This is a genomic window from Nocardiopsis sp. YSL2 (genome assembly GCF_030555055.1).
In the GTDB taxonomy this organism is placed as follows: domain Bacteria; phylum Actinomycetota; class Actinomycetes; order Streptosporangiales; family Streptosporangiaceae; genus Nocardiopsis.
This window is the reverse complement of the sequence record NZ_JAMOAO010000001.1, coordinates 4,473,286-4,487,668: the sequence shown is the minus strand read 5'-3', so window position 1 is coordinate 4,487,668 and position 14,383 is coordinate 4,473,286. Positions and strand designations below refer to the sequence as shown.

The 14,383-nt window shown below is 71.6% G+C and carries 13 protein-coding genes and 3 pseudogenes; 5 read left to right on the top strand and 11 right to left on the bottom strand.

The features are described 5' to 3' along the window. Nucleotides 1–6: 6 nt before the first annotated feature. The 7 genes and pseudogenes from M1P99_RS19730 to M1P99_RS19710 form a co-directional block, all read right to left on the bottom strand. Nucleotides 7–351, bottom strand: a complete 345-nt coding sequence (locus M1P99_RS19730) for a cytidine deaminase (protein ID WP_304454081.1) — start codon at nt 349–351, stop codon at nt 7–9. Then, nucleotides 348–1,739, bottom strand: coding sequence for a hemolysin family protein (locus tag M1P99_RS19725; protein WP_304454080.1), 1,392 nt, complete (start codon nt 1,737–1,739; stop codon nt 348–350). The genes M1P99_RS19730 and M1P99_RS19725 overlap by 4 nt, the downstream gene beginning before the upstream one ends. After that, a complete protein-coding gene (gene ybeY / locus M1P99_RS19720; protein ID WP_304454079.1) occupies nt 1,736–2,224 on the bottom strand; it encodes an rRNA maturation RNase YbeY in 489 nt (162 codons plus the stop codon). Before ybeY ends, M1P99_RS19725 begins: the two co-directional genes overlap by 4 nt. Nucleotides 2,225–2,337: 113 nt before the next feature. After that, nucleotides 2,338–2,742 (bottom strand): annotated as a pseudogene (locus M1P99_RS28665) (PhoH family protein); the annotation flags it as partial. A gap of 246 nt (nt 2,743–2,988) precedes the next feature. After that, nucleotides 2,989–3,240 (bottom strand): annotated as a pseudogene (locus tag M1P99_RS28660) (LAGLIDADG family homing endonuclease); the annotation flags it as partial. 570 nt (nt 3,241–3,810) lie between these two features. Beyond that, nucleotides 3,811–4,509: pseudogene (locus M1P99_RS28655) on the bottom strand (PhoH family protein); the annotation flags it as partial. Nucleotides 4,510–4,866: 357 nt separating this feature from the next. After that, nucleotides 4,867–5,217, bottom strand: a complete 351-nt coding sequence (locus M1P99_RS19710; protein ID WP_304455758.1) for a histidine triad nucleotide-binding protein — start codon at nt 5,215–5,217, stop codon at nt 4,867–4,869. A gap of 320 nt (nt 5,218–5,537) precedes the next feature. On the opposite strand from M1P99_RS19710, the gene M1P99_RS19705 reads away from it, so the two are divergent. Together M1P99_RS19705 and M1P99_RS19700 are read left to right on the top strand one after the other, a co-directional pair. Continuing rightward, nucleotides 5,538–6,068 (top strand): SigE family RNA polymerase sigma factor, encoded by a 531-nt coding sequence (locus tag M1P99_RS19705; protein ID WP_121188602.1) that lies wholly within the window; start codon nt 5,538–5,540, stop codon nt 6,066–6,068. Further along, entirely contained in the window at nt 6,065–6,799 is a 735-nt protein-coding gene (locus tag M1P99_RS19700; protein WP_304454077.1) for a hypothetical protein, read from the top strand. Before M1P99_RS19705 ends, M1P99_RS19700 begins: the two co-directional genes overlap by 4 nt. A gap of 185 nt (nt 6,800–6,984) precedes the next feature. Here M1P99_RS19700 and M1P99_RS19695 read toward each other — a convergent pair whose 3' ends face one another. The 3 genes from M1P99_RS19695 to hrcA are packed head-to-tail and all read right to left on the bottom strand — an operon-like array spanning nt 6,985 to nt 9,894. Continuing rightward, the gene (locus M1P99_RS19695) at nt 6,985–7,734 is read right to left on the bottom strand and encodes a 16S rRNA (uracil(1498)-N(3))-methyltransferase (RefSeq protein ID WP_304454076.1); all 750 of its coding nucleotides are present in this window, start codon (nt 7,732–7,734) and stop codon (nt 6,985–6,987) included. Continuing rightward, nucleotides 7,731–8,876, bottom strand: a complete 1,146-nt coding sequence (gene dnaJ, locus M1P99_RS19690; protein WP_304454075.1) for a molecular chaperone DnaJ — start codon at nt 8,874–8,876, stop codon at nt 7,731–7,733. The genes M1P99_RS19695 and dnaJ overlap by 4 nt, the downstream gene beginning before the upstream one ends. 4 nt (nt 8,877–8,880) lie before the next feature. After that, on the bottom strand, nt 8,881–9,894 hold the full coding sequence (gene hrcA / locus M1P99_RS19685; RefSeq protein ID WP_304454074.1) for a heat-inducible transcriptional repressor HrcA: 1,014 nt from the start codon (nt 9,892–9,894) through the stop codon (nt 8,881–8,883). A 111-nt stretch (nt 9,895–10,005) separates the two neighbouring features. Here hrcA and M1P99_RS19680 point away from each other — a divergent pair, with 111 nt between their 5' ends. From M1P99_RS19680 to M1P99_RS19670, 3 genes are all read left to right on the top strand, one after another. Beyond that, nucleotides 10,006–10,842 carry a DUF3097 domain-containing protein gene (locus tag M1P99_RS19680; RefSeq protein WP_304454073.1) on the top strand — a complete coding sequence of 279 codons (837 nt, stop codon included), beginning with the start codon at nt 10,006–10,008 and terminating at the stop codon, nt 10,840–10,842. A gap of 191 nt (nt 10,843–11,033) precedes the next feature. Continuing rightward, nucleotides 11,034–12,269 carry a DUF4870 domain-containing protein gene (locus M1P99_RS19675; protein WP_304454072.1) on the top strand — a complete coding sequence of 412 codons (1,236 nt, stop codon included), beginning with the start codon at nt 11,034–11,036 and terminating at the stop codon, nt 12,267–12,269. 37 nt (nt 12,270–12,306) lie between these two features. Then, entirely contained in the window at nt 12,307–13,008 is a 702-nt protein-coding gene (locus M1P99_RS19670; RefSeq protein ID WP_304454071.1) for a DUF4870 domain-containing protein, read from the top strand. A 94-nt stretch (nt 13,009–13,102) separates the two neighbouring features. On the opposite strand, the gene hemW is transcribed toward M1P99_RS19670, so the two are convergent. Then, nucleotides 13,103–14,335 carry a radical SAM family heme chaperone HemW gene (hemW, locus tag M1P99_RS19665; protein WP_304454070.1) on the bottom strand — a complete coding sequence of 411 codons (1,233 nt, stop codon included), beginning with the start codon at nt 14,333–14,335 and terminating at the stop codon, nt 13,103–13,105. Nucleotides 14,336–14,383: the final 48 nt, after the last annotated feature.

Here is a 14,383-nt window from a genome sequence, read left to right as displayed (position 1 = left end):
TCCTACTCAGCGCCGGGTGATGCTCGCGGGCACCCCGTCGGGGGCGGCGATCACCACCACCTGGGTCTTCAGGTCGTCCGCCAGCGCGCGGTCGCCCTCGGTCAGTTCCTTCGCCTGGGTGACGACCACGGCGGCCTCCAGCGCGGAGGCCTCACTGGACACGGCCGCGGCCACGGCCGCCTGCAGGGCCGTCAGCGACAGGGACGGCAGGGACACCGTCGTGGCCACATAGGTGCGCCCGGTCTCGTCCCGTACGGCCGCGCCCTCCGGCGCGGCGTTGCGGGCGCGCGAGGCGCGCGCGAGGGTGATGAGCTTGCCGTCCTCGGGGTTGAGCCCCGTCGTGTCCGTCACTGCTCCGTGCTCCTTACGTCGTCGTTCCTGCCACGGTCGCCGTGGTCGGAGTCCTCGGGCAGGCGCTCCACCAGCACCGTGGTCATCCGGTTGCGGCGGCTGCTCTTGCCCTCGAGAGTGAGTCTGAGACCAGCGTATTCGGCCTGTGCCCCACCGACGGGCACGCGACCCAGGACGAACGCCACGAGACCGCCCACCGTCTCCACGTCGACCACGTCGAGGTCGCGTTCGGGGAAGATCTCGTCGAGCTCGCCCAGCGGCAGACGGGCCGTGACCCGGACCCTGTCGTCGTCCAGCCAGGCCACCGGCGGGATCTCGTGGTCGTACTCGTCGGTGATCTCACCGACGATCTCCTCCACGATGTCCTCCAGGGTCACCAGGCCCGCGGTACCCCCGTACTCGTCGATGGCCATGGCGACGTGGTTGCGCTGCTGCTGCATCTCGCGCAGCAGTTCGTCGATGGGCTTGGTGTCGGGGACGTAGGTCGCCGAGCGCATCACGTCGGCCGCGGTCAGCGGCACCGGGGCCCCGTTCGCGCCAGAGGCGGCCGCCCAGCGGTCGCGCAGCCGCTCGACCAGGTCCTTGAGGTAGACGATGCCGACCACGTCGTCCTCGTCCTCGCCCGTCACCGGGATCCGGGAGTAGCCGCTGGCCAGCGCCAGCGACAGCACGGCGTCGGCGTCGGCGTCGCGGCTGGTGAAGACGATGTCGGGGCGCGGCACCATCACCTCGCGCACGGACGTGTCGTCGAGCTTGAACACCGAGTGGATCATCTCGCGTTCCTCGGGGTCGATGACCTCCCCCCGCTCGGCGAGGTCGACGAGCCGGCGCAGCTCCACCTCCGTGCTGAAGGGTCCCTCGCGGTCGCCCTTCTCGCGCGGGGTGAGCGTTCGGCCCGCCCACACCAGCAACCGGACGAACGGTTGCACGACGACCTGGAACGGGTAGACGACGACCGCCCCGGCCCGGGCGACGGGCTCAGCGAACTGGCGGCCCAGGATGCGCGGTGCGATCGCGATGAGGACCGACTCCGCGACCACCATGGCCGCCGCGGCCAGCAGCAGCGGGAGCCAGCCGAAGCCCAGCAGGAACACCGTGCCCAGGGCCGCGGCCAGGACCGCGCACACCTCGCACACCACGCGCAGGAACAGCAGCGCGTTCAGGTGGCTCGCGGGGTCGGCCGCCACGCGGTCCCAGGCCGAGGTCCTCGGCGCGTCGCGGCCGGTGCCCACGGTCGGCATACCGACCGACATCACCCTGGTCACCGCGACCTCCGCCGCGACCAGGAAGCCCGCCGCGGCGGTCAGGACGAGGGCGGCCGCGAACGCGGTGAGCCACGCGACGGGATCGCCCGTGGTCGCCGCGCCGGCCCACACCGACGGAATCATGACCCGCTCTCGTCCTCGTCGCGGTCGACGGCCTCGCGCTCGCGCCACGCCGCCAGGATCTCGCCCTGCAGGCCGAACATCTCCTTGTGCTCGTCCGGCTCAGCGTGGTCGTAGCCCAGCAGGTGCAGGATGCCGTGCGTGCACAGCAGGTCGATCTCGTCGGTCGAGCTGTGCCCGGCCTTCTCCGCCTGGCGCTCGGCCACCTGCGGGCAGATGATCACGTCACCGAGGACGCCCGGCTCACTCGTGCGGCCGGGGCCGCCGGGGCGCAGCTCGTCCATGGGGAAGGACAGCACGTCGGTGGGACCGGGCTCGTCCATCCACCGCACGTGCAGGTCGGTCATCGGCCCCTCGTCCACCAGGACGACGGACAGCTCCGCCAGGGGGTGGACACGCATGGCGTCGAGCACGTGCCGGGCCAGCCGGGAGAGTCGTGCCTCGTCCACGGTGGTGACGCCGGACTCGTTGGCGACGTCGATACTCATCTGATTCGGATGCCTCACTTGGAATCGTCATGGGCGGATGACCCGGTCGACCGGGCACCCCACACCGGTGGGCCCGCACCCGGCGGGCCCACCAGCTCGAACGCTGTACTGGTTCAGTCTGCCGCGTCTTCGGGGTGCCCGGACCGGGACCGGGCCTCCTTCGGGGTGTCGGTGGCACCGCGCCGCGGGTTGGGCCCGCGCCCGCGCGGCTCGTTCGAGCCGTGCCGGTCGCCCTGGGCCTCGTCGTAGCGGCCGTAGGCGTCCACGATCTTGCCCACCAGCTTGTGCCGGACCACGTCCTCGCTGCTCAGTCGGCAGAACGCGATGTCGTCGATGTCACGCAGGATCTTCTCGATGGTCCGCAGTCCGCTGGACTGTCCACCGGGCAGGTCGACCTGGGTGACGTCACCGGTCACCACGATCTTGGAGCCGAAGCCGAGCCGGGTCAGGAACATCTTCATCTGCTCCGGCGAGGTGTTCTGGGCCTCGTCCAGGATGATGAAGGAGTCGTTCAGGGTGTTGTGGGTCAGCAGGAAGTCCTCGGTGACGTAGAGCGAGTCCTGCGCCGCCACCTGGATGCAGACGCACTCCTCGGTCCCCGCCGGTTCGATGCTCTCGATGAACCGCGTGGGCCGACCGCCGCCGGTCGTCCTGTACGCGTCCCTCTTGCGCCCGAGGCGGAAGGGCTCCACGCCCTCTGGGAGCCGTAGGTCGAGGAGGGAGGCGTCCTGTCCATGCAGGACCTCCCTTCCCCGGGCCCGGCCCTCCGCGGGCCGCGTACGGTCGTACGCGACGCCTCCGAGGGACTGCACCAGGAACCGCACCGCGGAGGCCAGCCGTGGCGAGGCGGAACCGTACTGGACACGGCAGGCCCGGCCCTCCTGCGTGACCGGTCCACCGTCGGCGTCCAGGAGTCCCTGCAGTACGGCGAGCCGGACGTCGGCCGTGTTGTACAGGTAGGCCTCCGGCACGAACTTCGTGCCCGAGTTCGTGCCGAAGAGCCCCAGTTCGCGCATGACCGCCGTCACCGGGTCGGCGATGGTGGTCACGTCGCCCGGCTGCCTCTCGCGGTTCAGGGCGTAGTCGGGACCGGACTTCCGGTTCACCCGGACGCCGGGCAGGAGGCGTTCGAGGCTCTCCGCGAGTTCCTGGTCCTCCGTGGTGAGACCCGCAGTGGCGCGGCCCGTCAGGCACCCGTCCCCCAGCAGCAGCCCGAGTGCGTACGGGTCCATGGGGACGTCCTGCTCCGGAAACTCGACCGGCGCGCTCAGCAACGGGAGCTCGTACTTGCGGTCGTGCGCCGTACCGAGGCCGCTCTCCACGATCTCCTTCGCGGTGAGCACGCGGTAGGGCTTGTTCCGCCTCGTGTCGGCCCGTGTCCGGACGGACCAGAGGTGGTCCTCCGAGCACAGCGTCGACGCGCCGTCCTGCGACGTCACCCGGTAGGTGGCCTTCGGCCCCTGCGGGTAGACGCCCAGCACCGGGGTCGGTTCACCGTTCGAGCCGACGACGAGGTCACCGACCTCCAACTCGCCGATCGGGCGGAAACCGCCCGGGGTCAGAACGTTGGTGCGCACCGGCTGCGCGCGTCCGCGCATGTACGCCAGGGGTGCGACCTCGATGGTCCCGGCCGCCATCAGCTTGGGGATGGAGTCGGGGTCGAGCATGTCGTGCAGGGCGTCGTAGAGCGGCCGCAGGTAGGGGTCGATCTTGTCGTAGAGGGTGCCCGGCAGGAATCCCAGCCGCTCGCCGGCCTCGACGGCGGGACGGGTGAGGATGATCCGGTTGACCTCTTTGTCCTGCAGCGCCTTGACCGCCTTGGCCATGGCCAGGTACGTCTTGCCCGTACCGGCGGGACCGATCCCGAAGACCACCGTGTGCCGGTCGATGATGTCGACGTAGCGCTTCTGGTTCACCGTCTTGGGGCGGATGGTCCTGCCCCTGTTGGACAGGATGTTGGTCGTCAGCACGTCGGCCGGACGGTCCTGGCCAGGGGTGGTCAGCATGTGGACCATGCGCTCGATGGTGTCCGGGGTGACGTGGGTGCCGCTCTTGGCGAGCTCGATGAGCTCTTCGACCAGCCGGACGACCACCGCGGTCTCATCCGGAGCGCCGGTGATGGTGAACTCGTTGCCGCGAACGTGGATATCGCTGGCGAAGGCCCGCTCCAGTGCCCTCAGGAGCTCGTCCCTGGAGCCCAGCAGGCTGATCATCGTGTGCTCGTCCGGCACCACGACCTTGACCTGGGTGTCCTGTCGCGACTGCGTATGCGTTGTCTCGGCCATGGTGTGGCCTTGCGGCCGCTGTCCCTACCCTTCGGTTCCGGCTCGCGGCCTGGGCGGCCGACGTGCGTGGTGAACGTTCGGAGCGCCGCCCAGGCGCCCCGCGGCCCTCGACCACCGGTGTCCCGTTGGTACCACCGGTTCGCTTCGGGCCCACGAACCGAGTCTACCAAGGTGGCCACGGCGCCCTCGATCGAATTTCCTCCGCTGTGGACGGACGCCGGAGGCCCCTGGAGCACCGCCGGGCCACACCCGTGCGCGGACGCGTGGACGCCCCCGCTCGAACCGCACCGTGAGGGGCCCCGAGGAGTGCGGCGTGGCCGAGGACCGGGCGCGGGACCGCCCCGGGCCGGGCGCGGCCTACCCGGGAGGCCAGTTGAGCCCGCGGCCGCCGAGCAGGTGTGCGTGCAGGTGGAACACCGTCTGTCCGGCTCCGCTGCCCGTGTTGAACACCAGCCGGTACCCGGTCTCGGCCACGCCCTCCGACTCGGCCACCGCGCGGGCCTCGCGCACGATCTCGTCGACCAGGCCCGTGTCGGCGGCGGCCGCGGAGGCCGCGTCCCGGACGTGCTCACGCGGGATGACGAGGACGTGCGTCGGTGCCTGGGGGTTGATGTCGCGGAACGCCAGGGTGCGTTTCCCCTCACGGACGATCTCGGCCGGGACCTCCCCCTTCACGATCTTGCAGAAAAGGCAGTCGTCCTGGGCCATCACGCACCTCCGTACGGGGGCCGCGGCCGTCTGCGCGGCCGCGGTCTCGGGGCTGTCGACACCCATGATGCCGCAGCCGGCCACCGGTTCGCTCTGGACAGAGCACTCCGGTCCGCGGAACGGGGGCCCTGGTCCTGCCGGTGGGGCTCGTGGGCACGGTACTCTTTCCCCCCGTACGCCGTGTCGCCGACCATGTCCGACACCGGCCGACCTTGTGCGTGTTCGAATTGAAACGCGTGTCTACCTGGAAAAGAAGAGGTATGCCCTTTCGTAAACCCCGCGACAAGGGTGTGCGTCGAACTGATGTGACGACTGAAACCATCGTGGCTGGAGCCGCCACAGCTCCGCTCTCCGTGGAGTGGGACGCCGACCACGCGGTCACGGAGCTCTATCGGGAGCACTACCGTCCGCTGGTCCGACTCGCCGCGCTGCTGGTGCGCGACCACGCGACCGCGGAAGAGGTCGTCCAGGACGCGTTCGTGGCCATGCACGGCGCGTGGCGCCGCCTTCGCGACCCGAACAAGGCCCTGTCGTACCTGCGCCAGGCCGTGGTCAACAAGGCCCGGTCCGTTCTTCGGCACCGTGCGGTCGTCGAGAAGCACGCACCCAAAGCCCTGCCCGACGCACCCAGCGCCGAACACGGCGCCATGAACCTTTTGGAGCGTGAGGCGGTGATCCGGGCCCTGCGTAAACTACCCACCCGTCAGCGAGAGGCGATCGTGCTCCGGTACTACGGCGACCTGTCCGAGGCTCAGATCGCTGACGCCATGGGCATCAGCAAGGGCGCGGTGAAGAGCCACACCTCCCGTGGAATCTCCGCGCTGCGCTCTGTTCTGGAGCAGACGACATGACCAGCCCCACCGATCCCGCGAACTCCGAGTTCGAGGACCAGCTCCGGCAGATCCTCAAGGCCGAGGCCGACACCGTCGCGCCCGGCGCCGAGGCCCTGCAACTGATCCGTGACCGCACCGACCGCCACCGCGACACGTCCTGGTTCGGTCTTCCATGGCTGCGCCCGGCGTTGGCCGTGGCCGGTGCCGGACTGATCGCCGCGTCCGTCGTCATGTCCACTCCGCAGGTGCGCGACCAGGTCCTGGACATCGTCCCCGCGGGCGCCAACCGCGAGGGCGCCCCGCCCGAGGACGACGTCGACGGACCCGGCATCGCGGCCCCGGGGCCCACCAGGGACTCCGACACCGCGCCCGCCGAGGCTCCTGACGACCCCGTCGAAGAGCCGGCCCCCTCCCCCACCGAGGAGGAGACCGACCCAGCCGACGACGGCGTCGACACCACGGCGACGTGCGCCCCGTCCCGCGAGGACCCGCCCTCGTCCGCCACGACGGACGCCGAGGAGGAGACGGACGCGCCGGCGGAGGAGGAACAGCAGCAGGAGTGCGAACCCAGCGAGGAGCCCAGTCCGGGCGACGGTGACGGCACCGACCCCGGCACCGAACCGGGCACCGACCCGGGGACCGGGGACCAGGAGCCCGGTTCCGACGACGGCTCGACCGAGAGCGGCGACGGCGGTTCGACGCCCTCCACCGGCGACAGCACCACGAGCAGCAAGAGCACGGAGGAGTGAGCGGGGCGGCGTCGCGCCGCCGCCCCCGCTTCCCGCGCACGACGACGCCCACGGGATCGGACCCCGTGGGCGTCGTCGTGTGCGGTGGAGCCGCGCTCCGGCTGTCGGTGCGCCGATGCGTCACCGCGATCGCTCTCAGGTGCGCCGCCGCCTCCACCGGCGCGCGACGCCCGGTCGTTCGCCCCCTACCAGCGGCCGGACCGCGCCTGCAGGATCGACAGCGCGGCCACCCCCGCGGTGGAGGTGCGCAGGACGGTCGGCCCGAGCAGGGCCGGTTCCGCCCCGGCCGCGGTGAAGATGTCGAGCTCCGTGTCGGAGAAGCCGCCCTCGGGACCCACCACCAGGACGACTCCGCCCTCGGGACCCCGGTCACCGTCGGGAACGGCGATGTCGCTCAGCCTGGCCGTCGCGTCCTCGTGCAGCACGACGGCCGCGTCGGCCCCTGACAGCAGGGCCGCCACGTCGTCGCGCCCGGCGAGTCCGGTGACCTCCGGCAGGCGGCCCCTGCGCGCCTGCTTGGCCGCCTCACGGGCGGTGGCGCGCCACTTGGCCAGCGACTTGGCAGCCCGGTCGCCCTTCCAACGGGTGACACAGCGCTCGGCCGCCCAGGGGACGATCACATCGACCCCGGCCTCGGTCATCATCTCCACGGCCAGTTCGCCGCGGTCGCCCTTGGGCAGCGCCTGCACGACGGTCAGCCGGGGTCGCGGCGCCGGCTCGTGCCAGCGCTCGCCGACCTCGCACACCACGCCGTCCTTGCCGACCTCGACGACCGTGCAGCGAGCACGCTCGCCACGGCCGTCGGAGAGGTCGACGGTCTCACCGGCGCGGATGCGCCGCACCACGGCGGCGTGGCGCCCCTCGGCGCCGGTGAGGACCACCGTGGCGGCGGCCAGGTCGGCGGCGTCGTCGACCAGGAAGACCGGTGGGGTCACTTGGCACCGAAGGCGTCACGGAGCTTGGCGAACAGGCCGCCGTGCCCGGGGCTGAAGCGGCCCGGGTTCTGGTCCTCCCCGCGCAGCTCGGCGAACTTGCGCAGCAGGGCCTCCTGCTCCTCGTCCAGCTTGTTCGGGGTCTCCACGTCCACGCGGATGCGCAGGTCGCCCCGGCCGCCCCCGTCGAGATGGGTCACGCCCTTGTTGGGCAGTGTGATGACGTGGCCGGAGTTGGTCCCCGGGCGCAGGTCGATGTTCTCCGTGCCGTCCAGCGTGTCGAACGCGAACGAGGCGCCCAGCGCGGCGGCGGTCATGGGCACGGTGACCGTGCAGTGCAGGTCGTCGCCGCGCCGCTCGAAGGTCGGGTGCGCCTTCTGGATGATCTCCAGGATGATGTCGCCGCGCGGCCCGCCGTTGGGGCCGACCTCGCCCTCGCCTGCGAGCTGGATGCGGGTGCCGTCGTCGACGCCCGCGGGGATCTTCACCGTGCGGGTGACCTTCTCGCGCACCCGGCCCTCGCCGGCGCAGTCACCGCAGGGGTTGGTGATGACCGTGCCCTGGCCGGAGCACTGCGGGCAGGGGCGGGACGTCATGACCTGGCCGAGGAAGGAGCGGGTGACCTGGGAGACCTCGCCCTGGCCGTGGCACATCTCGCAGGTGGTGCGGTGCGATCCCGCCGCCGTCCCCTCGCCCTGGCACGTCTCGCACAGGATGGCGGTGGGGAACGTGATGTCCTTGCTCACGCCGAACGCCGTCTCGACGAGGTCGAGTTCGATGCGGATCTTGATGCTGCGTCCGCGCCGGACGCGCTCGCGCGGGGACCGCCCGCCGGGCTGGCCGCCGCCGAAGAACGCGTTCATGATGTCGTCGAAGGCGAAACCCCCGGCGCCGCCGAATCCACCCGCGCCGCCACCGCCGCCGCCTGGAGCGAAGGGGTCGTGACCCATGTCGAACATCCGACGCTTGTTCTCGTCGGAGAGGACCTCGTAGGCCTGGGTCACCTCCTTGAAGCGCTCCTGCGTGGCGGGGTCCGGGTTGATGTCCGGGTGGAGCTCGCGTGCGAGCCTCCGGTACGCCTTCTTGATCTCGTCCTTGGACGCGTCGCGACGCACCCCGAGAACCTGGTAATAGTCTCTGGCCACTGAGTTACTGTCCTGCCAAAATCTGTCCGACATACCGAGCCACCGCGCGTACCGCTCCCATCGTCCCTGGGTAGTCCATCCGGGTCGGACCCACCACACCGATCTTGGCCAGCGACTGGTTTCCCACGCCGTAGTCGGCCGACACGATGGAGGCGGTCCGCAGACCCTCGTGGAGGTTCTCCTCGCCGATGCGCACTGTCAGCATCGACGGATCCTTCGCCTCACCCAGCAAACGGATGAGGACCATGTTCTCTTCCAGCGCCTCCAGAACCTCACGCAGACTCGCGGCGAAGTCCACGGCGGCGAGGTTGGCCGTCCCCGCGAGGACGATCTTCTCCTCGTGCCGTTCGACGAGGCTGTCCAGCAGGACCGACAGGACCGCCACGGCGACGCGCCGGTGTTCCGGATCGACCTGCGCGGGCAGGTCCTGAACCGCGTCGGGCACGTCGGCCAGGTGGCGTCCGGCGATGGCCCGGTTGAGCATCTCCCGCAGATCGCCGACGATCGCCGCGTCGACGTCGCCGAGCCCGTCGATGACGCGCTGCTCGACCCGGCCCGTGTTGGTGATCACGACCATCATGATCCGTTGGCCCCCCAGGGGGACCAGCTCCACGTGCTGGACGGAGGAGCGTGTCAACGACGGGTACTGCACGATCGCGACCTGGCGGGTGAGCTGGGCGAGCAGCCGCACCGTTCGGGCGACGATCTCGTCCAGGTCCACGGCGCCCGTGAGGAAGGACTCGATGGCCCGTCGCTCGGCGACCGAGAGCGGTTTGACCGACGACAGGCGGTCGACGAAGAGCCGGTAGCCCTTGTCCGTGGGGACCCTGCCCGCACTGGTGTGCGGCTGGGTGATGTATCCGTCCTCTTCGAGGGCGACCATGTCATTGCGGATCGTCGCCGGGGAGACGCCGAGCGGGTGCCGGTCCGCCAGAGCGCGGGAACCCACCGGTTCGTTGGTGTTGACGAAGTCCTCGACGACGGCACGCAGGACCGCGAGCTTGCGCTCATCCAGCAACTCGCCACCTCCTGGCACTCCATGGTCCTCAGTGCTAATTCTATGCGCGCGCGCAAACCCCGTTGTCTACCAACCGGTAGGAACGCGGCGCCCCCACTAGACTGCACGACCGTGGCTACCAAGGGAACCAAGCGCTACGGCCGCGACGTGCTGGCGGGTGACTGGCGACGGCCCAGGAAGGGCGCTGTGCCGGATGTGCCGCTCAGCCGCGACCTGGTCGTGGAGGACGCCGACGAGACATTCTGCGGTGCCGTCGTCGGCTGGGACAAGGCGACCGTGACGCTGGAGGACCGCGCCGGGCGCCGCCGGGTGTTCGACCTCGGACCGGCCGCGTTCCTGATCGACGGCGCCCCGGCCACGCTCGTGCGCCCCGCCGCGGCGCCGCGCGGGCCGCTGCGCAGTGCCTCGGGTTCGGTCGCGGTGCCGGGCACGCGGGCGCGCACGGCCCGGGAGAGCCGGATCTACGTCGAGGGCCTGCACGACGCCGAGCTCGTGGAACGGGTCTGGGGCCACGACCTGCGCGTGGAGGGCGTGGCCGTGGAGTTCCTGGAGGGTGTGGACGATCTGCCCGCGATCGTGGCGGATTTCTCACCCGGCCCGGGACGGCGCCTCGGTGTCCTCGTGGACCACCTGGTCCCCGGATCCAAGGAGTCGCGCATCGCCGCGCGGGTGGAGGGCGAGCACGTGCTCGTGGCGGGTCACCCCTACGTCGACGTGTGGCAGGCGGTCCGCCCGAGCGCGCTGGGAATCGACCGCTGGCCGGAGGTGCCGCGCGGCCGCCCCTGGAAGGAGGGCGTCGTCAGCGGCCTGGGTTGGCGGATGGAGACCGGCGAGGCCTGGCGGCGGATCCTGGGCTCGGTGCGCAGCTACGCCGATCTGGAGCCGTCGCTCCTGGGGCGGGTGGAGGAACTGATCGACTTCGTCACCGGCCCCCACCCGGACGAGTGAGGTGCGACCGCCGACCGCGCCGCGCGGCGGCGACTTCGCGGTGTGAGGCGTACAGGATCTAGGATTCTGGCAGGCGACGGTTTCGGAGCCCGGCATCCGACCGCCGTGGTCGCCACCTCGCGGCCCGCGCGGTCGTCGGTACTGCCGGGAAGTACAGAAGCCGCCCCACACCAGCGGAGCCGAGGAAGAGCATGAGCGAGAACCCGACGAATCCCCCTGCCCCGGATGATCCCGAGGAGGGTCGCCCCCCGCAGTACGGGCAGGCGGACCCTGGGCGGCAGCCGTCGGGTGAACAGTCCCCGTACGCGCCGCAGCCCGGCGACGGACGGCAGCCGACCGGCGGCCGGCCCGCCTATGGCCAGCAGGCGGAGTACGGTCAGCAGCCCTCGGGTGGCCAGGCCGCCCACGGGCAGCAGTACCAGCAGCAGGGCTACGCCCAGCAGCCCCCACAGCCGTCGGGTGAACAGCCCCCGTACGCGCCGCAACCCGGCTACGGCCAACAGCCCGCGAGCGGCCCTGAGGGCTACGCCCAGCAGCCCCAGCCCGGCTACGCGCCTCCGCAGCCCTACGGGCAACCCCAGGAGCAGCAGGGTTACGCCCAGCAGCCCCCACAGCCCCCGGGTGAACAGTCCCCGTACGCGGCCCAGCCCGGGTACGGACAGCAGCCGACCGGCGGCCAGCCCGCCTACGGGCAGCAGTACCAGCAGCAGGGCTACGCCCAGCAGCCCGCGGGCGGCCCTGAGGGCTACGGGCAGCAGCCCCAGCCCGGCTACGCGCCTCCGCAGCCCTACGGGCAACCCCAGGAGCAGCAGGGTTACGCCCAGCAGCCCCCACAGCCCCCGGGTGAACAGTCCCCGTACGCGGCCCAGCCCGGGTACGGCCAACAGCCCGCGTTCGCGCCCCCGCCTCCACAGCAGCCGACGGGCGGCCAGCCCGCCTACGGCGCACCCCAGGCGGCACAGACCCCGTACGGGCAGCAGCCCTACGGTCAACCCCGACAACAGCCCCAGCACCCGGCTGAACAGGCCGTCCACGGCGGGCCCGGCGGATATCAGCAGCAGGCCCCCCATGGCGGCGAGAACGATACGCTCGTGGCGATGCTCGCGCACCTGTCCGGATTCATCATCGCGTGCCTCGGTTGGATCCCGCCGCTGGCGATCTACTTCGCCAAGCGGCACCAGTCGCCCTTCGTGCGCCACCACGCCTCGGAGGCGGCCAACTTCCAGATCACGCTGCTGCTCGGCTACATCTTCGCCTGGGTGATCCTCATCGTGCTGGGCATCACCTTCCCGGCGCTTTCGTGGATCGGCTCCCTGCTGGTCGGCCTGGTCTGGATCTTCGCGATCGTCTTCGGCGTCATCGGCGCCAGCGGCGCGAACAAGGGCACGTGGTACCGCTACCCGCTGAGCATCCGCCTGCTGAAATAAGACGGCACCCCCGATCACCCCCGTCAGAAGGAGCCACATGTCCTACCCGAACACGCCACCACCAGAGGACCCCCACGGTCAGGGGCACCCCGGCCACCAGGAGGGCACCGGGGGCTACTCCCAGCCGCCCGGTCCCCCCAGCGGCGGCTACCCCGCGCAGGGGCAGCCCGGCGGCTACCCCCAGCAGGGCGGCTACCCGCCGCACCCGGACCAGTCCGGCGGCTACCCCGCGCAGGGGCAGCCCGGCGGATATCCCCCGCCCCCCGGCCAGGGCCAGGGGTACGGCGAGCAGCCGGGCGGGTACCCGCCCGGACAGCCCGGCTACGGCGGGCAGCCCGGTTACGGGGGCCAGCCCGGCTACGGCGGGCAGCCCGGTTACGGAGGTCAGCAGGGCTACGGAGGGCAGCCCAGCCCGGACGAGAAGCAGATGGCGTTCTTCGCCCACCTGGGCGGCGGCATCCTCGGCTGGCTCGTCCCGCTGATCATCTGGCTCATCAAGAAGGACGAGTCCCCGTTCGTCCGCCAGCAGGCGGTCGCCGCACTGAACTTCCAGCTGGTCCTGTTGATCGCCTACGTGGCCGTGAGCGTGATCGGGGCCATCCCCTTCATCGGGCTCATCAGCGTCCTCGCCTGGCCCGCCGCCTGGATCTTCTCCATCATCATGGGTGTCCAGGCCGCGCAGGCCGCCAACCGGGGCGAACTGTTCAAGTACCCGATCACCGTCGACTGGGTGAAGTAGCCGGACCGCGCGACAGCGAACCCGACCTGACCCGAGAGGGGCCCGGCACGTGTGCCGGGCCCCTCGTCGTCGCCGTGCCCGCCCCGGGTCGGCCTCAGGTGAGGTCGCGCACCACCGCGTCGGCGAGCAGGCGGCCGCGCCGGGTCAGGACGGCCCGACCGGCGGCGTGCGCCTCGGGGTGCAGCAGGCCGTCGGCGACCGCCCGCACCGCCGCCGCGCGCCCGTGCGGCTCCAGCAGCTCCAGCGGGCACCCCTCCTCGATCCGCAGCTCCAGCAGGACCCGCTCGAAGCGCCGCTCCTGCTCCGTGAGGACCTCGCGGGCTTGCCCCGGGCTGTTCCCCGCGGCCAGCCGGGCGGCGTAGGCGGCGGGATGCTTGACGTTCCACCACCGCGTGCCGCCGATGTGGCCGTGCGCGCCCGGGCCCACACCCCACCAGTGGCCGCCGGTCCAGTACAGGAGGTTGTGGGCACTGCGACCCTCGGGCGTGCGGGCCCAGTTGGACACCTCGTAGGGGGTGAACCCGGCTGCCGCCAGGGCCTCGTCGGCCATCACGTAGCGGTCGGCCATCGCGTCGTCGTCGGGTTCGGTGAGCTCGCCGCGCCGGACGCGGTTCGACAGGCGGGTGCCCTCCTCGACGATCAGCGAGTAGGCGGAGACGTGGTCGGGCCCGGCGGAGACGGCGGCCGCCAGGGACGCCGCCCAGTCGTCGTCGCTCTCTCCGGGCGTGCCGTAGATGAGGTCGAGGTTGACGTGCTCGAAGCCCGCCCGGCGGGCCCATTCCACACACTGCTCGGGCCTGCCGGGGGTGTGCCCCCGCTCCAGGATCCGCAGCACGTGCGAGCGGGCGCTCTGCATGCCGAAGGAGACACGGGTGAACCCCGCCTCGCGCAGTCGGGCGAGGTATCCGGGGTCGACGGTCTCGGGGTTGGCCTCGGTGGTCACCTCGGCGTCGGGGGTCAGGCCGAAGCGCTCTCGTACGGCCGTGACCAGGCGCCCCAGGTCCTCGGCCGGCAGCAGGGTGGGCGTGCCACCGCCCACGAACACGGTGCTGACCCGCGGCCGGTCGCCGACCAGGACCCGGTCGGCCAGCTCGATCTCGGCGATCGCCTGGTCGGCGTAGGTCTCCCGCGAGGCGGTGGCGGTGCCGTCCCGCGAGACGAGTTCGTCGGCGGTGTAGGTGTTGAAGTCGCAGTACCCGCAGCGAGTGACGCAGAAGGGCACGTGGACGTAGAACCCGAGGGGCCGTGCGGCCAGCTCCGCGAGGGAGTGCTCGGGCAGGTCCCCGGTGCGCGGTACGGGATCGCCGTCGAGGGCAACGGAAGGCATGCCTCCAGTGTCGCCGACGCGGCGGCGTGCCCTGGTCGGAGCCGGAGG

Coding starts and splice junctions, on each gene's coding strand:
- M1P99_RS19725 (WP_304454080.1), bottom strand. CDS start 1,739: ATGATTCCGTCGGTGTGGGCCGGCGCGGCGACCACGGGCGATCCCGTC.
- ybeY (WP_304454079.1), bottom strand. CDS start 2,224: ATGAGTATCGACGTCGCCAACGAGTCCGGCGTCACCACCGTGGACGAG.
- M1P99_RS19710 (WP_304455758.1), bottom strand. CDS start 5,217: ATGGCCCAGGACGACTGCCTTTTCTGCAAGATCGTGAAGGGGGAGGTC.
- M1P99_RS19700 (WP_304454077.1), top strand. CDS start 6,065: ATGACCAGCCCCACCGATCCCGCGAACTCCGAGTTCGAGGACCAGCTC.
- M1P99_RS19675 (WP_304454072.1), top strand. CDS start 11,034: ATGAGCGAGAACCCGACGAATCCCCCTGCCCCGGATGATCCCGAGGAG.
- M1P99_RS19670 (WP_304454071.1), top strand. CDS start 12,307: ATGTCCTACCCGAACACGCCACCACCAGAGGACCCCCACGGTCAGGGG.
- hemW (WP_304454070.1), bottom strand. CDS start 14,335: ATGCCTTCCGTTGCCCTCGACGGCGATCCCGTACCGCGCACCGGGGAC.